At 36.7% G+C, this 18,810-nt stretch carries 19 protein-coding genes; 5 read left to right on the plus strand and 14 right to left on the minus strand.

What is annotated here, in order from left to right:
* Positions 1-205: 205 nt before the first annotated feature.
* The 3 genes from RGQ13_RS16810 to RGQ13_RS16820 all read right to left on the minus strand — a co-directional run bounded on the left by RGQ13_RS16810 (position 206) and on the right by RGQ13_RS16820 (position 3,643).
* The gene (locus RGQ13_RS16810) at positions 206-1,159 is read right to left on the minus strand and encodes a hypothetical protein (RefSeq protein ID WP_348390893.1); all 954 of its coding nucleotides are present in this window, start codon (positions 1,157-1,159) and stop codon (positions 206-208) included.
* The gene (locus RGQ13_RS16815) at positions 1,149-2,819 is read right to left on the minus strand and encodes a non-ribosomal peptide synthetase (RefSeq protein WP_348393428.1); all 1,671 of its coding nucleotides are present in this window, start codon (positions 2,817-2,819) and stop codon (positions 1,149-1,151) included. The genes RGQ13_RS16810 and RGQ13_RS16815 overlap by 11 nt, the downstream gene beginning before the upstream one ends.
* 107 nt (positions 2,820-2,926) lie before the next feature.
* Positions 2,927-3,643, minus strand: a complete 717-nt coding sequence (locus tag RGQ13_RS16820) for a CPBP family intramembrane glutamic endopeptidase (RefSeq protein ID WP_348390894.1) — start codon at positions 3,641-3,643, stop codon at positions 2,927-2,929.
* A gap of 237 nt (positions 3,644-3,880) precedes the next feature.
* Here RGQ13_RS16820 and RGQ13_RS16825 point away from each other — a divergent pair, with 237 nt between their 5' ends.
* From RGQ13_RS16825 to RGQ13_RS16840, 4 genes are all read left to right on the plus strand, one after another.
* Positions 3,881-4,333 carry an NfeD family protein gene (locus RGQ13_RS16825; RefSeq protein ID WP_348390895.1) on the plus strand — a complete coding sequence of 151 codons (453 nt, stop codon included), beginning with the start codon at positions 3,881-3,883 and terminating at the stop codon, positions 4,331-4,333.
* A gap of 89 nt (positions 4,334-4,422) precedes the next feature.
* On the plus strand, positions 4,423-5,340 hold the full coding sequence (locus tag RGQ13_RS16830; protein WP_348390896.1) for an SPFH domain-containing protein: 918 nt from the start codon (positions 4,423-4,425) through the stop codon (positions 5,338-5,340).
* Positions 5,340-6,293: an SPFH domain-containing protein gene (locus tag RGQ13_RS16835; RefSeq protein ID WP_348390897.1), complete on the plus strand. Its 954-nt coding sequence runs from the start codon at positions 5,340-5,342 to the stop codon at positions 6,291-6,293. The genes RGQ13_RS16830 and RGQ13_RS16835 overlap by 1 nt, the downstream gene beginning before the upstream one ends.
* 173 nt (positions 6,294-6,466) lie before the next feature.
* Entirely contained in the window at positions 6,467-6,751 is a 285-nt protein-coding gene (locus RGQ13_RS16840; RefSeq protein ID WP_348390898.1) for a hypothetical protein, read from the plus strand.
* Positions 6,752-6,791: 40 nt separating this feature from the next.
* Here the strand turns inward: RGQ13_RS16840 and RGQ13_RS16845 are convergent, their stop codons facing one another.
* The 6 genes from RGQ13_RS16845 to RGQ13_RS16870 all read right to left on the minus strand — a co-directional run bounded on the left by RGQ13_RS16845 (position 6,792) and on the right by RGQ13_RS16870 (position 11,694).
* Positions 6,792-7,274, minus strand: a complete 483-nt coding sequence (locus RGQ13_RS16845) for a YcxB family protein (RefSeq protein WP_348390899.1) — start codon at positions 7,272-7,274, stop codon at positions 6,792-6,794.
* A gap of 263 nt (positions 7,275-7,537) precedes the next feature.
* Positions 7,538-8,395, minus strand: coding sequence for a Rossmann-fold NAD(P)-binding domain-containing protein (locus RGQ13_RS16850; RefSeq protein ID WP_348390900.1), 858 nt, complete (start codon positions 8,393-8,395; stop codon positions 7,538-7,540).
* Positions 8,396-9,328 carry a bifunctional GNAT family N-acetyltransferase/hotdog fold thioesterase gene (locus RGQ13_RS16855; RefSeq protein WP_348390901.1) on the minus strand — a complete coding sequence of 311 codons (933 nt, stop codon included), beginning with the start codon at positions 9,326-9,328 and terminating at the stop codon, positions 8,396-8,398.
* Between the two features lie 18 nt (positions 9,329-9,346).
* Positions 9,347-9,784, minus strand: coding sequence for a D-aminoacyl-tRNA deacylase (dtd, locus tag RGQ13_RS16860; RefSeq protein ID WP_348390902.1), 438 nt, complete (start codon positions 9,782-9,784; stop codon positions 9,347-9,349).
* Positions 9,785-9,843: 59 nt separating this feature from the next.
* Entirely contained in the window at positions 9,844-10,800 is a 957-nt protein-coding gene (gene pip / locus RGQ13_RS16865) for a prolyl aminopeptidase (protein WP_348390903.1), read from the minus strand.
* A 27-nt stretch (positions 10,801-10,827) separates the two neighbouring features.
* The gene (locus tag RGQ13_RS16870) at positions 10,828-11,694 is read right to left on the minus strand and encodes a virulence factor BrkB family protein (protein ID WP_348390904.1); all 867 of its coding nucleotides are present in this window, start codon (positions 11,692-11,694) and stop codon (positions 10,828-10,830) included.
* A gap of 91 nt (positions 11,695-11,785) precedes the next feature.
* Here RGQ13_RS16870 and RGQ13_RS16875 point away from each other — a divergent pair, with 91 nt between their 5' ends.
* The gene (locus tag RGQ13_RS16875) at positions 11,786-12,013 is read left to right on the plus strand and encodes a hypothetical protein (RefSeq protein WP_348390905.1); all 228 of its coding nucleotides are present in this window, start codon (positions 11,786-11,788) and stop codon (positions 12,011-12,013) included.
* 32 nt (positions 12,014-12,045) lie between these two features.
* Here the strand turns inward: RGQ13_RS16875 and RGQ13_RS16880 are convergent, their stop codons facing one another.
* The 5 genes from RGQ13_RS16880 to RGQ13_RS16900 all read right to left on the minus strand — a co-directional run bounded on the left by RGQ13_RS16880 (position 12,046) and on the right by RGQ13_RS16900 (position 18,810).
* Positions 12,046-12,861, minus strand: a complete 816-nt coding sequence (locus RGQ13_RS16880; protein ID WP_348390906.1) for a hypothetical protein — start codon at positions 12,859-12,861, stop codon at positions 12,046-12,048.
* Between the two features lie 96 nt (positions 12,862-12,957).
* A complete protein-coding gene (locus RGQ13_RS16885) occupies positions 12,958-13,590 on the minus strand; it encodes a urate hydroxylase PuuD (RefSeq protein ID WP_348390907.1) in 633 nt (210 codons plus the stop codon).
* Between the two features lie 560 nt (positions 13,591-14,150).
* Positions 14,151-15,971, minus strand: a complete 1,821-nt coding sequence (gene typA / locus RGQ13_RS16890) for a translational GTPase TypA (protein ID WP_348393429.1) — start codon at positions 15,969-15,971, stop codon at positions 14,151-14,153.
* A 239-nt stretch (positions 15,972-16,210) separates the two neighbouring features.
* The gene (locus RGQ13_RS16895) at positions 16,211-17,665 is read right to left on the minus strand and encodes a tetratricopeptide repeat protein (RefSeq protein ID WP_348390908.1); all 1,455 of its coding nucleotides are present in this window, start codon (positions 17,663-17,665) and stop codon (positions 16,211-16,213) included.
* A 164-nt stretch (positions 17,666-17,829) separates the two neighbouring features.
* Positions 17,830-18,810: an aldose epimerase family protein gene (locus RGQ13_RS16900; protein WP_348390909.1), complete on the minus strand. Its 981-nt coding sequence runs from the start codon at positions 18,808-18,810 to the stop codon at positions 17,830-17,832.

Consider the following 18,810-nt stretch of genomic DNA (forward strand, 5'->3'; position numbering starts at 1 on the left):
ACCATGGCATATACAACTTCCATGTTGAAAACGGCGTACATTCTTATTTGATCATGGAAGAGCTTATATAGAATGGCCATGGACCATTCCTTCACATCCTGTGACCATGGCATATACAACTTCCATGTTGAAAACGGCGTACATTCTTATTTGATCATGGGAGAGCTTATATAGTATGGCCACGAATGGTTCAAATCATTAAAACTCAGTTCGATTTTCTTGCTTGCTGCACGCTATAAAAACCTTTTCGTCCCGCGCTCACGGTTGCCCAAAGCAGAACACTGATCACCACCGCAAAAATGCATTTTAATGGTAAATCAAGATTAAAAGTTGCATTATCAAGCTCTGTTAAGTAATAAAACAGCTCAAACAATATCATATGAAATAGAAATATATAAAATGTCGCGCTTGAAATTAAATACACCAAAATTGCCAACATGTAGGGTAATTTTATCACTTGAAACCAAATAAAAAATAACGAAATACTAATAAAGATAATAAACCTGAGTATAGGGTCATAACTTCCATTCGTATTCAGCAAAAGAACCAAGTAGGCGGTGATTAATACAATTGCAGTTGCTGCCAGGCAATTTTTGAAATTTTTTACCTTCAACACCGCCCATAATGCCCACCCTAAAGTAAAATTCCATAAATACAGGTGTGCTTCCCTACCCCATGGATATTGTTTTTCACTGAGAATATTAATAGTTAAAGAAACAATTAAACAAAGTAAGCATACCAAAACAGGATATTTAGCCACATGTTTGGAAAAGTTAAAAATCAATATAAGCGGAGTGATTATTAACGCCATTTGCATTAACACTTGTGGATACCAGATAGGAAAGTTAGATACTGCTTTTACCTTGAATGCGTAACTCACCATAAAAAATTCTTGCCACTGGAATGTGTTAAAGTAGATAAAATTTAATACTACTAACCCCATACAAGGTATAACTATTTTAGCAACGGTAATAAAAAACGACTTGACGATCTGAACACTGCTTTTATCGAAAAGAAAGTACGCAAGATTATATCCTGACAGTAGCAACAAAAAATTCATTCCTCCGGCAAGCTTCAATCCACTTGCATGATTTGCTACAACAAAACATATCGCTGTTGCTCTTACAAAGGCATTTATATTTACTTGTTTAAATACCATGATATGCCTTAATACTTTCTAGTTCAGAAATACTTAATAACGACCAGTTATTTGGTAAAGAAGCTAAATATTGCTCAACCTCGGTCGATATTGTTATGTATTGTAGGGAGTCACCACCTAATGAAATAAAGCTAGAAGATAAACTCACATCTTGATTGGGAAAGAAGTGCACAAAAATTTCTAAAATGCCCGACCAATTTTCATGACTTAGCTTTAATGATCTTAAAAATTCTTGTTTGAAGACTTGCCAAAATGATGTGTCATCAGCTAATTTTTTACAGATAAGGGAACTTTGTGTATTTAACATTTGATAATTGATTTTGCCATTACCAAGGCGAGGTATCTCTATAATGAAATTAATTATGAAAGTTGCTTTAGGTAAATGAAACTCCGCAGCAAGATGGTTATTTAAAAAGGTTCTTTGATCAGCGGCCGCTCTATCTTCAACAATAAATACTAGAATATTTTCGGATAAACAGGTAACGGTCGAAATCACCCCTTCAGCTTTGAGGTATGCTTCAATGTCATCTAGGTTAACTCTAAGACCATAAGGTTTTGCAAAACGAGATTTTCTGCCGACTATCTTATATAAGCCTTGCTCATTGAAAAAGGCAATGTCTCCAGTTTTTAATCTTGTTATCTGCTCATCATCTGCCAATTCGTCAGGTGTAGAAGCATAGCCCAACATTATATTGTCCCCCTGATATACCAGCTCACCTTCAACCAAGGGTTGGTTTATAACATGTTCATTATCGTCATACAGCAACAGTTCTCCGCCTGGTATAGCAATTCCAATAAAGTCAGGGAATGTAAGCGTTTTATCAGGCGGTAAATAACTGATCCTTGGTGAAGCTTCTGTTTGACCATACATGATAAAAAACTTGAAGTTACCCTGCTTCGCCTGTTTGGCAAATTGTAAAACCAAATTATTTGATAGCTTACCACCCGCCTGGGTTACAAATCTAAGTGATGGAAAATTTGCAAAGTTCAGATTCTGCTTACTTAACAATTCAAAGTTATATGGGACACCAGAAAAGTTGCTAATGCTGAATTTATCAAATAATGAGAAAAAACTATGATCTGTAATATTCATATTGGTCAATAATAAACTGGCGCCAATAAAAAGATGAGTGTTTATTACCGACATACCATAAGAGTAATTACCTTTTAGTGAGGTAATGGCTCGATCTTTATCAGTCAATTGTAAATACTCACATATTGATTGAGTATTGGAAGTGATATTTTTTTTAGATAATTTAACTAATTTAGGAGAACCTGTTGAACCAGAAGTGGTGAGTAAAATTGCCAACTCTGAGTGGAGTTTAATCAATTTTTTATTTTTGACAGTGATCTCAGGTGACCCGCTTTGAGTATGAATAATAATATTAGGCTGATAACTATCAATTATCTTTTGATTTTGCTGCTTATTATCGGCATCAAGTAATAAGACGGGATGATCTTTAAGTAAGCATGCTAAATAACACACAATTGTTGTGACGTTATTTGCCATTTCAAGAACCACAAAATTACGTTCATTGTCATTTTCTAATTTCCTAGAAAACTCTAATGCATCTCTATATAACTGTTTGTATGTAACTTTTGTTGAGTCATCCGTGATTAATGCAATGGATTCATCATACTTCCTGATATGATTAAAGATATTACTAACCTTAAGTTAATAAATAGATAAGAGAAAGTATATGAAAAATCCATCATTTTGCGAGTTTCAACATGTTCCTGCTGCAATATTATCTATGGCCAATGGTACTATCCAAAGAGAAATAATGCCGACACCATATTGTTTAACATGTGTATGGCAATACAATATTTTAGGTTATTAGTTTTCAAACGAACAAAGGATAGTAATAGGGACAGTACAAATAAATCAGCTAATATGATGTTTTCATACTGGGTGTGGATCATAGTAAATATTACGGCTGTAACAACAACGGCTCCTGATTTTCTCAAACGAGTTCGCTCTATTTTACTAAAAATAAAACCACGAAATACCAACTCTTCAAAAATAGGAGCGATAATGCAAACTGACAATAAACTTAACCAACCATAGTCTATGGTATCGCGCATTTCTAGCATCCACTCAGGCATGCGTACATCAAGTAAAATATTAATCAAATAACTCAACACTATGTATACAAGTGTAAGCATTAGCCAAGGTTTAAATTCATTAAAACTAAATCGTTTTTGCAAAGCAAAAAACTTAAATCGTTGCTTTCCTGATAAATTGCTAGTGCCATAAGCCAATAACGGCAGAGTAAAAAATGCCATTAAAATTGAAAACACCGTTGTCACATCACCATCTGTTAACCATTTAGCGGTATCAATGATTTGCGGGTTGGACTCAGCGTACATCACCATGATAATGCTTAAGAATATGGTTGGAACATACAAAGCCATGATCCATAACACCGCATGCGAAAGTGGCTCATAAGAATTTGGTGATGAAAGCTCTTGTGAATTAGACAAACGACATCCCTTTTAACAATACGATAAAATTTTAGTTTAATTATATAGTTAATCTAGCATGACTTTGATTGATGTTACGACATACTTTTTTACAGTTGAAACATCACCACATGACATAATATGTCGCAATTAAATAAAAATATTGCTATATTGTTTAACGACTTATTAACAAACTAATTGCGTTTATGCTTAGATTCAAGCTTAATTAAAGTAATTAACAATATTAAGAGGTACCTAATGAATTTTAGTAATGATGTATTTGCCTGGGGCTGTGTTGGTATTGTTTTAATGCTAGCTGAATTGGTTATTCCAGGTGGTATTGTGGTGTTTCTTGGCACTTCAGCCTTAGCTGTTGCACTAACTCTGCAATTTGGCATTATTACTAGTTGGATACACGCTTTTACCCTGTGGTTCATCCTTTCAATGGTACTACTTATTATATTTAGAAACGTTGGCCAAAAGATGGTTGGCGGTGATAGTCGAGTTGAAAATACCGATGAGAATCTAGATGTGTTTGGCCAAAGAGTCGATGTTATCGAAACAATCGGTCCTGGTAATAAAAAAGGAAGAATAGAGTTTCAAGGCACAAATTGGAGTGCTCTTGGCGATGGCAGTGAAATTCAGTCTGGTGAAAAAGTAAAAATTGTTTGCCGGGAAAACATCTCATATGTGGTTGAGAAAATTAACTAATTAAAATAATTCAACCAAAATTTAATGTAAGAAGCTAAATAAACGTAGAAGTTGATGTTAAATATCAACTTCTAACTAAGGAGAGTCATGTGTTTGCAGTATTAACTTTTGCCTTATTAGGCATACTATTTATTTTATTCAAACTGATACTCATTGTTGAAATGCGCGAAGTTTGTGTAATTGAACGATTAGGGAAATTCAGAGCGGTAATGCACCCAGGTATACACTTTTTAATTCCGTTTTTTGACCGAGTAGCCTACAGGCACGAAACCCGGGAGCAAGTATTAGATATACCAGCGCAAAGCTGTATTTCTAAGGACAACATTCAAATTGATGTTGATGGTTTGGTTTACATAAAAGTAATGGATGGCGCTAAAGCCAGTTACGGTATTGAAGATTACCGCCGAGCAAGTGTTAACTTAGCTCAAACAACAATGCGGAGTGAGATTGGTAAATTAAATTTGAGCCAAACGTTTTCAGAACGTGACACCTTAAATGAAACCATCGTTAGAGAAATTGATAAAGCCTCTGATCCTTGGGGTATAAAGGTACTGCGCTATGAAGTGCGCAATATCACCCCGTCAATAAATGTAATTCACACGCTTGAAAAGCAAATGGAAGCTGAACGTAATAAACGCGCTGAAATAACGCTTGCCAATGCTGCTCGTGATTCAATGATTAACTTATCAGAAGGTGATCGCCAAGAAGCAATTAACTTGTCTGAAGGTGATAAACAAAAACAAATCAATGAAGCCGAAGGCCGCGCTAAAGAAATTGAAATTATTGCTGATGCAACAGCGCAAGGTATTAGTTTAATTGCCGATGCTGCTAATCAGCCTTGTGGCGATGATGCGATTAAAATGCGCTTGATGGAAGAGTATATCCAACAAGTTGGTAATGTTTTAAATACTGCCGATGTTTCTATTTTACCAAGTGAGATTGCTAAACTTGAAGGATTCTTCGAAGGCATGGATAAAGTAACAGCAACAGCACAAGGAGCTAAATAATGGAATTTTTAAATAGTTATGCACCAGCCGATTTAATTGTATTAATCGTTTGGGGCGCGATATTTTTAACCTTTATTGTGAAGTTATTTCAATCAATTTGCTTAGTCCCTACTAAGTCCGCTTACGTAGTGGAGCGCTTGGGTAAATACCACAAAACCCTCGATGCAGGTTTTCATGCTTTGTTGCCATTTATTGACCGTGTTGCATACATCCAAGATTTAAAAGAAGAAACCATAGATGTGCCACCGCAAGAGTGTTTCTCAAAAGATGAGGTTAATGTTGAAGTTGACGGGGTTATCTATATTTCGGTTACTGAGCCAATTAAATCAAGCTACGGTATAGTTGATTATCGTTTTGCGGCGATGCAACTAGCACAAACAACAACTCGCTCTGTTATTGGTACGTTAGATTTAGACCGAACGTTTGAAGAGCGCGATGTGATCAGTGCAAAGGTAGTTGATGTATTAGACAAAGCCGGTGAAGCTTGGGGTATTAGAGTACATCGTTATGAAATAAAAAATATAACGCCGCCACAAACCGTACGATTAGCAATGGAAATGCAGGTAAATGCTGAACGAGAGCGCCGGGCAATAATGGCAAAAAGTGAAGGTGATAAACAAAGTGTTATTAATCGCTCTGAAGGTATAAAACGTGAAACAATAAATATTTCAGAAGGTGAAAAACAGCGCCGTATTAATGCTGCTGAGGGTAAAGCTTCGGAGATTTTATCTTTGGCGAAAGCAACGGCTGAATCGATAAAAAAAGTAGCCAATGTTATTAACCAAGAAGGTGGTCAAAAAGCCTTAGAAATGCAACTAAGTGAACAATACTTAAAACAGATGAAAGGACTAAGCAAAGAAAGCCGTAAAGTGATATTGCCTGCTAATTTGCTCGACTACCAACAATGGATGAATACAATGGGTCTTGCAAAGGTTAATAAAAACAAGGTATAAAGGTTATACAAGGCGAGCACAAATTGTAATTATTAATTACATTTCGGTTACAACTTTATAGTTAAGTAGTTGTTAACATAGCGTTATTAACTGATTAGTTAAGTCTCGCCCTGAGATTCTAAGCACCTAAGTTTAGGTGCTTTTTTTTATAGACAGTTAATTAAAGGTGCTTCATGGATAGAATAAAAGACACTCAAAAGCTAATCACTGAGTTATACGACGAGTACGTAGCCTCATTGAAAATAACGCCTAAGCCTATAGACTTTAATGATATAAAATCTATAGAAAAGGTATTTGAGTCTATTTATATTGGAAATTCAAAGGCGACTTTAAACCGCACACCTTACCCGCAAAAACTATCATCTAAATTAAGGGAAGCATTTGCTGACTTATTATTGCTGATGGATGGTGTAGATTTAAACATTCCTAAAGAAACTCCTGAAGACGCAGCTACTTAATATCTATTAAGGAAAGTCAGCCTACTCTGAATGTTTGCTATTACTTAGCAGAGAGTTTTTCTAACAAAAATAGCCAAGCATCATCACTAAAACAGCTTTTTGAGATATAGCTGTTACCACCTTGCGCCGCAGTTAAAACAATGCCTTTTTCGGTTTCTTGATAAGCTTGAATTTGTGACCAAGTTAATAATTGTTTGGCAAAGTCTGATTCAATATTAATACCTTCGTCGTTTAGAGTTATTGTTACATCATTTCCCGCAGCTTTACTGAACATTTGCCGAGTAACCCACCAACCTTTAGCAAATTTTACGCTTAGGACATCAACAAAAGCCAAAATAAAAAAGAACATACCAAGATGGGCGCTTAAACCCTCAATTTGACTCCAGTAAAAAAACAATCCTAAAGCAAACAAAGCCAATGCTTTGAAGTAACGCTTATTAGTTTTTGGTTGTAATGAACTTGATTGTTCAAAACATTCACTAAAGTGGCGCTTACTTAGGGTAAATTTACTTTCAAAATTCATAGTGTCTCTGTTTATTTAATGCTTATTTAGCTAGTTTATTGTTAACAATATTTAATACCCATAGCAAAATGCAACTGCACAATACCAGGCTTATGTGTACCGCAACAGTGGTAATTTTAAAATTTTCTTGCCAGAGAAAAACTGGTCCATTCCTCGACACAATAAAAAGGTCTAATAGAGTTATATGAATAAATAAAATAATGAAAAACTTCATCAGTTTGTTAAATGTTAATTTGTTATTTTTTGACAAAATGTTCAACCACTTAACTACTACTCTCTAGACAAGCCATTATATCAGCGTATTTAAATTGATACTGTAAATAACCAATAAATTTACTGTTAACCAATTTACCATCACTTTCTTCTTGATCACTAAAACTTGCCATAGGCATTCCTAAACTGCTCAGTGCCTTTTGATAAAAGTTACGCCGAGTTGGATGATGAGGAGCAACGCAATTAAATATATTTGTTGGGTTTTTCAATGAGACATTATTTTGAAAGCTGACCAATAACTGACAAATAATGCCGATAACATCATCACGATGAATAAAATTAATTACGGATTCTGGATTAGGAATAACCTTGCCATTATTAAAAAAACGACCGGGTTGGCGATCATAGCCCATTAAACCGCCTAATCTTAAAACTGCTTTATTGGTGCACTTACTGGTTAATATGGCTTGTTCAGCCTGATGCATTATATCAACCTTTGCACCTTGTAAATTTAACACAGAATCTTCTGTTACCTCGCCAAACAATCCATTATAAACCGCGGTAGAGCTTAATAGGGTAATACTTTGTACAGCGCATTGTTCTAGTTCAACTTGATCTACAATAGCTGAAATTTTTGCCACATAATCACTTTTCCCATATCGGATCCCTGGAGGAATACAAATAACTAAGTGCTGGCATTGTAGTAAAGAGCAAGTATTGTCTATATCAGGCAAGTTTAAACGGCAAGTGTTAAGCCCTCTTTGCTTGAGCTTGTCTTCACTATCTAAGTTTGTAGCGCTTGCGACTACCTTCACTCCTTTTTCTTGCAAAGTTAATGAAAGCGGAAGACCAAGCCAACCGGCACCTATGATGCCAACACTACCTATATAATCAAGATGATCTGACAACTAAATTTCCTCATTCTGTTGTTCTGCTTTAATCATCGGTAACACTACATATTTTCCATTAAATGTTGCAACAACTCTATCACCATCATAAACATCAACCTGTACCTTTATTCGAGCTCTGCGTCCTTTACTTAACACTTCAATATTACCCGAAGTAAGACTTTGCTGAATTTTGGCAAGTGGCTGACCATGTAGAGGATGTTTATAGCGTATGTCAGCATCGGCTAACACGATATCGCCCTGCAGCTGCTGTTGCTTTACTAGTAAGTGCACCCATCCCCAACCAGTTAACGTTGCCAAGGTATAAATGCTCCCGGCAAACATAGTGTTATGCAGATTAATATTGGCTTCTCGGTTAGCGCAAACAGTAAATTGCTGTTCAACTAAAGAAGCCGGATGAATAATCATATGTTTAGAAACGGGGATAGTGCGATGCCAAACGGCTTCAAGCTCTTCTAACCATGGAGTGTAGCTATTCTTTATTGGTTTAACGGCTTTGCTCATAGCAAAGTGTTTTACTTCACCATATAAAGTATGCGTTTCATTGTGCAACTGATAATCACAAGCTTGATAAAAATTTATTGCCACCTCTCTGGCATTAAGCTCTATGGTTGTAACACCTTGAATTGCCGCTTCACGCTCAAGCGCATTGAGTATAGTTTTACCTAGCCCTTGCCCTTGATACTTATCGCTTACTGCCATAAATCGAATTTGTGCGACAAAGCAGGTAGTTTTATGAAAGCGCCCTACAGCAACAACATTGTCAAATTGATCTACCACCATACGATGTACAGATTGATTTTCAAGTTCATCAACCTCAGAGCCCTTAGGCTGTGCCCAAGGCTGTCTTAATTGTTCAAATCGAAGTTGATGATAGTCTTGAAAGTCATCTTTACTGATAGGTTGTTTAACCGTAAATATTGGTTTTGGCATGATTATACTTCTGCTGATTTAACTGGTTAGGGTGAATGTAACAGGACCATCGTTAGTTAAGGTCACTTGCATATCAGCGCCAAAAATTCCGGTTGGTACTTTAAAACCGCTCTCTCTTAATTGCAGACAAAAGTAATCATACAACTCTTCGCCTAAACCTGGCTCTGCTGAGCCTGAAAAGCTTGGTCTTTTTCCGCGTTTTGTATCTGCGGCCAGGGTAAATTGTGAAATGACCAATAAATCGCCTCCCACTTGACCAACGTCGAGGTTCATCTTTCCTTGCTCATCCTCAAACATTCGGTATGTTGCAACTTTTTGCGCAAGGCGCTTTGCTTTTGCTTGATCATCGCCTTTCTCAACACCTAATAAAACCATTAAGCCTTTATCTATTTGCCCATTGATATTGCCATCAATAGACACATGAGCATGGCTTACTCTTTGTACTAACGCGATCATATATTTTTCTTATATTTGTAATAGGGTCTGTTGACCTTTGCTGTGCATTTTTGCAATGTTTATTGGGATTCAATAAAGGCGGCCATTTTATCAGATGCTTGGCAAATGGCATCAATTATTGCTACTTCGAAGCCACTATGACCAGATTTTGGAATAATTTGCAGTTGTGCATTGGACCAGTGCTGAGCAAGAATGTGGGCTTGTTTAAGTTGGCAAACCATATCGTAACGACCATGAATGATAAAGCCTGGGAGGTGTTCAATTTTAGCTATATTTTTAATAATAAAATCGGGTTCAAAAAAGCATTGATTTATAAAGTAATGATTTTCTAAACAAGCCATTGCGATAGCACCATGAGTTTCTTCTGGGCTGGTTAAATCGCTCTTATCAATTTGTAATGCCGAAATTCGAGTTTCCCATAATGTCCATGCTTTGGCGGCTGCAATCCTGGCAATTTCATTGTCAGAGGTTAATAGTTTATGAAAGGTTTTTACCGGCTCACTAAAGTGCTGATGCTTGATTGGAGCAATAAAGTCTAGGTAGTGGTCGGGATAAATTGCGCCTGCACCATCTTTACCATATAACCATGCGGTTTCTTCATCGGTACCTAAAAATATACCACGTAAAATAAATCCGGTTACTCTGTCGCTGTGTTTAATACCATAAGCAAGACCTAACGTTGTACCCCATGAACCACCAGCAACCAGCCATTTGGTAATTGAAAAATACTCCCGAATCTCTTCAATATCGTCAATTAAGTCCCAAGTAGTATTATTGCTAGTGCTTGCGTGTGGAGTGGATTTACCACAACCACGCTGATCGAAAATTATAATTCTATATTTTTCAGGATTAAAATAACGACGATGGTCACTACTACTGCCTCCTCCAGGTCCACCATGAAGGTAGATCACAGGAATGCCGTCTGGATTTCCACTTTCCTCAACATAAATTTTATGTTCACCAATACTTAAGTATTCAGTTTGATTAGGTTTAATTTTTGGATATAGGCTATGCAAAGAGATAATCCCAATAATAATTTTACGCTAATTAATTTTAGCTGATTTATGCTTGCCAGCACTAATTTCTTGCAAACAAACGGTGACTTCGGCGCCAATAAATACAATTAACCACGATAAGTACACCCAAATAAACAAAATAGGAATAATAGCTAACGCACCATATATAGCTTCATAAGTGGGTAGTTTAGTAACAAATATAGCAAAACCTTTTTTGGCTAGTTCAAATAATATTGTAGCTAACACCGCGCCACTTAATGCATGCTTAAATTTAACAGCAGTGTTTGGCACCAACATATACAGAACTAAAAATCCGGCTAGCGATGCCACAAACGGCAATGCCCGGAGTAATAGATTATTTAAACTTGTGGCATCTACCCCACTACCAGAAACAAGTGAAATGATATAAGACGTAGCGATAATGCTGATACCGATAAGTACCGGACCAAGTGTTAGTATCATCCAGTAAACCGCGAATGATGTTATACGTTTACGGCGTGTATGGATTCGCCAAATTCTATTTAAAGACTTATCAACTGTCGATATAAGCAACATAGCAAGGATAAATAGGAAGAATATTTCAGTACCCGGCATTTGTGATGCATTGGAAACAAAACCATCTATTTGAGCTTGTATTTGCTCAGAGGCGGTAGGCACAAAATGACTAAAGATAAATCGTTCAATGTCATTATGTATTTCACCAAAAATAGGGAATGCGGTGACAATTGAAAACATCACTAATATTAATGGCACCAATGACATCAGCGTAACATAAGATAAATAGCCTGCGGATACCTGAATTTGATCATGCTTGCAGCGCTTAACATAATGCTGTCCAAACCGTAAAATCGGGATCATTTTCGGATAACGTGCAATAATTTGTGACAATTTCATTAATTAATCTATGGTTTTCTTAGTGTTATATTAACTATACTAGATATATAAGTTTTAAATCCAATTTGATTAAATTAATTAGGAGTACAGAATGGCACGACCGGGATCAGGTGGTAATGTTTTAGCGGCAATTTGTTGTATTTTTCTTCCAGGTTTAGGGCAATTAGTGCAAGGCCGAATTTTCGCAGCATTATTGTTTTTTGTTGTCAGTGGCGTTTTATATTTTAGTTTTATTCTGTGGATTGCAGGTGCCTTTGTACACCTTTGGTCAATTATAGATGCGGCAAGATATAGAAGTTTGTCAGGATTATTAGAGTAAGCGGTTGACCGCTTACTCATTATTAAAGTCGATCAAAATAGACGTTTATAGCCTATGGTTAAAACGAAGTCATCGTTATCTGGTCCGCTGATATTAAATTTAGACCCAACGGAGTAAACGTCTTTGTTAGCCATAACTTTACCAAAACTTAAAAAGCCATTCATAACTTCATCCTCAGACTCATATCGATAACTAAAAGGTAAACCTAAAGAAACATAGCTTAGGTATTTGCCCATGGGTTGATAAGCAATAAGAGGTACTAAGCTGAACGAGTTTAAATCTTTAGCGTGATCTTCATGAAATTTTATTGATGTGATATTGGCGATCATCCAAGTACCATGGCGCCAAGCAGTAAACACTCCTGCACTTACGTTATGACTGCCATCACCGAGCTGATCATCACTGGCAGTATCCAAAGTAATACCACCACCCGCCATAACTGAAAAAGATGGACTAACATAAACAGATCGGCGAATGTTGAAACCAACATCACCAATACCATTTTGACTGCTACCATCGGATAATTTTGCTGATGACAATGGGACTTCCATGCCGGCGATAGTTTTGCTATCTAAATCGGTGTCTAACTTTAAAACCCCACTATGTCGTTCTGTGCCATTTTTTTGCTCTAAATATGTATAGTTAAATTCAATTCGACCAATAACTTCTGTTGGATCTAAACCGGTGCCCTTAGCGGCGAGCTGTTGAGCTTCAAGTTTTTCTTTATGTTGTTGTTCAGCAAGCTTTTGCCCTGCTTGCGAACCAACATCAACAGTTTTGTCAGTTGCTTGGCAATTAAAACTAGCTACAACAAAAATTGTGAATAGAGCATTTAAAACTGATTTCATAGAATGATTTATAAATATAATTTTCAATTAGTATAACGCACAAATGAAAAAGCCGAGTATAAAACTCGGCTTTTCTAAGATTTAATCAGTTGAAAATTAAACTAATTTTAATACCGCAACTAATACTGCAGTTAATACTAAGCTAGAAGTAATAACACCTTTAACAGTAGTCATAGTTCCTTGCTTACCAACAATAGCATTTACTTGAAGAGCAGCAATGATAGCTAAGGCAACCCACATCGCTGTAGAACCCCAACCTAAACCGTAACCACCAAAGTGTGGACCAGCCATCATGAAGAATGCCATAGGGCCTGAGAATAATGTATTAGTACGAGAAGCTAAAAGTGCTTTACCGCCAGCAGCAGGACCGTCACCTTCAACCATACCTAAGGCAATTTTTTGGTTTGGCCAGATAATTAACCAAACGTTTAAAAACATCAATGTACCCATAGTAGCGCCAACAACGATGTAATCATTTAATACATTCATTTTGGTAACGCCCATTAGTAACACTAAACCGGTTAGGAAAGTGAACATTGCGCCCCAACGGAACCACCAAAGAGCAGAAGGTGCTAAGTGTTTTTTAGCGTCTGCTAATGCTTCAGGAGTAGCTGTTTTAAAGTAGCCACCTTGAATAAAGTTAAAGTAATATAAAAGTCCTATCCAAGTCATACCGAATAGTAAGTGGCTCCAACGAGCCAAGAAATTAATAATTTCCATGATGTCCATAATTCACCCTTAATAATGATTTAATGAATAAGTTCGCTTTCACATTATTAAGTTGAAATGCGTCTTATTCTTATTCTTTTTTACCATCGTCAAAAATACTCTTAATACAGTAAATAAGCAACTTTTTACCGTTAAATTCGGTTTGATTGCATTAATATTCAGCAATTAATCCTTAAACTTTACAAGGGTATAGCTATTATTAGTATTACAGTACAAACCTATTGCAGCTTTCTACATGAAAGTTGTACATGCCTTGGATACATTACGACATGGATGTCGTGTATTAGGGTAACGCAGGAGCAGTTACCGAGGATATATGGAAAGGCGTTGCATTCATTCTTCCTTGAAGTAACAGAATTCAAACCATTTTCAACATGGATGTTGTATATGCCATGATCACAGGATGTGAAGGAATGGTCCCTGGCAATTCTAAGTTATTTCATCCCTGAAGTACAAATCTACTGCCATCCCTGGCGATTTGCATTCCTTCTTCCTTGAAGTAAAAAAAATGCCAGCATAAGCTGGCATTTTAAAACATCTAAACGGTGTGTTAAGTATAATTACTTAGCAGAACGGCCTTCACGTTTACGTTCATTTTCTTTTAAGAACTTTTTACGAATACGGATGCTATCAGGTGTTACTTCAACTAACTCGTCGTTATCGATGAACTCAAGAGCTTGCTCTAAAGACATGATAATTGGCGGCGTTAATGTTTGTGCTTCATCAGTACCTGATGAACGAACGTTAGTTAACTGCTTACCTTTAAGAGCATTTACGGTTAAATCGTTATCACGTGAGTGAATACCAATTATTTGACCTTCGTAAATATCTAAACCATGACCAATTAACATGCGGCCACGAGATTGTAAGTTAAAGATTGCGTTAGTAAGAGCCTTACCAGTTGCGTTCGCGATCATAACACCGTTTAAGCGTTGACCAATATCGCCACCTTTATGAGGTCCGTATTCTAAGAATGTATGGTAAATCAAACCTGAGCCTGAAGTAAGCGTCATGAATTCAGTTTGGAAACCAATTAAACCACGGCTTGGCATAATAAAGTCCATACGAATACGACCTTTACCATCTGGTGCCATATCAGTAAGTTCTGCTTTACGAATACCCATTTTTTCCATGATCGGACCTTGATGCTGTTCTTCAACATCAATTGTCACTGATTCATATGGTTCTTCTTTTTGGCCATTAACTTCACGCATGATAACTTCTGGACGAGAAACAGCTAACTCGTAACCTTCACGACGCATGTTTTCAATTAATATACCTAAGTGAAGTTCACCACGACCAGATACTTTGAATTTATCAGGATCGTCTAGTTGCTCAACGCGTAGTGCAACGTTGTGAACTAGCTCTTTATCTAAACGCTCTTTGATGTTACGAGAAGTAACATATTTACCTTCTTGTCCTGAGAACGGAGAAGTATTTACTTGGAACGTCATATTGATTGTTGGTTCATCAACCGATAATGGCGGTAATGCATCAACTTCATTTGGACAACAGATAGTATCTGAAATCTTAAGTTCGCCTAAACCAGTAATTGCGATGATGTCACCAGCATGGGCAATGTCAGTTTCGTTACGGTCAAGACCTAAGTAACCAAATACTTTACCTACTTTACCGTTGTGTAATTTACCGTTTGAGCCTTCAACAGTTACTTGTTGATTAGGCTTAACTGAACCACGGGTAATACGTCCAACACCAATTACGCCTAAGTAAGAGCTGTAATCAAGTTGAGAGATTTGCATTTGGAATGAACCATCTTGATCAGCATCTGGAGCTGGAACTTGATCTATGATAGTTTGGAATAGAGGTGTCATATCTTCACCTTCCACGCCTTCTTCCAGTGATGCCCAACCGTTGATCGCTGAAGCGTAAACAACTTTAAAGTCTAACTGTTCATCAGTAGCACCTAAGTTGTCGAATAAATCGAAAACTTGATCCATAACCCAATCAGGACGAGAGCCTGGCTTATCAATTTTGTTGATAACAACAATTGGTTTTAAACCTTGAGCAAACGCTTTCTTAGTAACAAAGCGTGTTTGTGGCATAGGACCTTCTTGTGCGTCAACAATAAGAAGTACAGAGTCAACCATTGACATAACACGCTCAACTTCACCGCCAAAATCGGCGTGACCAGGAGTATCTACGATGTTTACACGGTACTCGTTCCAGTTAATTGCAGTGTTTTTTGCAAGGATTGTGATACCACGTTCTTTCTCGATATCGTTTGAATCCATTACTCGTTCGTCATGACCTGTACGAGCATCTAATGTGCCTGATTGGTCGAGTAATTTATCAACCAAGGTTGTTTTACCATGGTCAACGTGCGCAATGATTGCGATGTTACGTAAGTTTTCTAACACTATCTTTAGCCTTTAGGTTTAGTAGATCTACTGTGCACATGCATTTATGCACAGCACCACTTTGGGCGCGTATTGTACAGGAGTAATACCAATAAAGAAAATAAATAGTGTAGTTATCGTGTTTTTAAATAGTAACCGATAAAGAAATCGTTAAAACAGTTATGGATTAACGATTTTTGCCGGTTATTTATGGGAAGTCGCCTGGGCTCAAAAATTTTTAACCTAAACATTCTGTGTATATATCAATCGTCAGTTGCCATTTCAACAATTGTTACAGAGCCACCAGAAGTCCATCCTTTTAAAGTATTTTCCCAAAGGGATATATCCCAGCCTCGATCATCACCAAGCTCGATTGCCTCTCTTATATAGGTAACTGCCACGGACAACTTTCGTGGTCGCATATTGTTATGTGCTAATGCCTGTAGGTAAAGGTATTCAGGGTTTTCTGCTTCTTCTTCAGTTAATTTATCTAACAATTCAATTGCGCCTGATACATCAAGTAATTGTTTATTTTTTGATAAAAGCTTAACTTCACTGGCTTTTAAAGCAGCACCTACGTGAGCTTCTTCGGCAGCTAACTCTAACCAAAACAAAGCCCTTTTCTCATCGTTCATAATCCATGGGCTATCCAATATAAGTCTTCCCAAACGATATTGGGCTTGGGTAAAGCCTTGTTGAGCAGCTTTTGAAATTAACTCAACTGCTAATTTTATATCTTTTTGCTCTCGATAAAGCAGCAAGCCGTATTCAAATTGTGCTGGAATATAGCCACCATTAGATGAGCTTTTTAGTAATGCTTCAACTTGCCCTTCTTCTCGTTTCAACCAAGTAAAGTACATTAATGCCGCAGCATGCTGATACTGTTCCTCTGGAATTTCACTATCAGCTAGTTTGCGAACATACCGTGTTACCCGTGAATATAAAAAACTGAGCTCTCGACGAATTTCAGATGAGCCATAATTAGCTACACCTAAATATGAACGATGCACAAAGTTCACACTTTTGCCTTTAAATGTCGGCTTTAAAGAGTTGCTATAAGAAAGATCTAAAATACCTTTATTCGGGTTACCAATGACTTGTACCGGGTTAAAGTTTCTCCGAGAGCCATCAGGGGCTATGTCGTAGTCAACAACCAACATATAAGGTCTGTTTTTAAAGTTTTCTAATACCGATGACTTTTTAAATGTCTCTGTTTCAGAAAACCCTTCTGAATCGTATATTTCATCATCAAACGCAACTTCACTGTCATCATCTTCAATAAAGCCTTCATCAGTTGTTATATAGAAAGCGTCTAACTGTTTGCCATTAGAATAGACAATTTTTTCGGAAAGGTTTGCTTCATTAATTTGCGGAAAATATTTATCTTGGATACCTTGTTTACCGTAAGCCTTTTTAAATTGAGCAATTATAGCTAGGAGTTTTTCTTTATCTGTTGCTGGTACTCCAGAAAGTAAGTCATTTACGATTTCGACCGAGTTTTCAAAGTCATGTTCTGCAGCTAAAGCAAACCACACTAATGCTTTTGTTTCACTTTGGTCTACACCAAAGCCATTATAATAAATTGCGCCAAGTTGATAAAAAGCTCGAGCATTACCACCATCGGCCAGAGTTATATATTCGCCTAAAGCTAGTTTATATTGCTGCTGCTGAAAATAAATATCAGCTTGTTCAATATTGCCTGCAAAAGATTTTTGCATACCAAAACAGCATAGTATTGTTAGAAGGGCTGTATACTTTTTTAACGTTTTCAATTATGTACCAATATGCGGCTAAGTTTAATTTTAGCCATATATTAAACTTTAAAGTGAATAATTAAACCATACTTACTTTTCTTTACGTTTAATTAACATCCATATAAGTTTTATACGTTGCTGAATTTAAATCGTATTTCGCGTTTATATAGCTCGTTGGGTGGCAGTATACTGCTTGGGAAATGATTAAAGTTTACGGCGTCAGGATAATTCTGCGCCTCTAAACAAAGCCCTTGATAACGCTTAAATTCACCGCTTAAATAAGAACCTGTATATAGCTGCATGGCAGGTTGGTCAGTATACATCGTCATTTTAACGTTATTTTGCAATGATAAAATTACCGCCTTTTCAGATGCTATTGCTGAATCATCTAATACAAAACAATGATCATAACCTTGCATCAAGGCTAACTCTTGATCGTTTGTATTGGCCTGCCTAACTCCTATACTTACTTGCTGACGAAAATCATAATCGTTGTTAGTAACTGAAATTATATTGCCTGTAGGTGTATTAAGCTGGTTTCGCTCCAAATAATGTGAAGCATTAATTTGTACCATCAGTGCTTCACAAGTAGCTTCACCTAAATTGAAGTAAGTATGGTTTGTTAAATTAATTGGCGTCGCGGCATCACTTTTAGCCAAATAATTAACGATTAGTTCGTTTTCTTCAGTTAACTGATATTGTACCGATATCTGCAAAGTACCAGGGAAACCTTGGTCACCATCAATAGATGTTAACGATAAAGTTACTTGCTTTGTAGATACAGGATCCGAATCAATAGACCAATATTTTCTAGCAAAATTTTCGACACCACCATGCAAACAATTTTCTGCATCGTTTTTTGTTAACTGGTATGTTTTTCCATTTAAATCAAACTGAGCATTGCTAATACGGTTACACACTCTCCCACAGGTCGCACCTAAATAGAAACTATCATCAAGATAATCTTCAGCATTTTGATAAGCAACGGTCATCTCAGTAGCTTCGCCATTAATTGGAAATTTGATCGATGTTATTCGCGCGCCAAAATTGCAAACTTCAACCGACATACCACTATTGTTCCGCAATAAAATTGTTTTAACATTATTCAT

The organism is Thalassotalea psychrophila (assembly GCF_031583595.1).
Taxonomy (GTDB): domain Bacteria; phylum Pseudomonadota; class Gammaproteobacteria; order Enterobacterales; family Alteromonadaceae; genus Thalassotalea_A; species Thalassotalea_A psychrophila.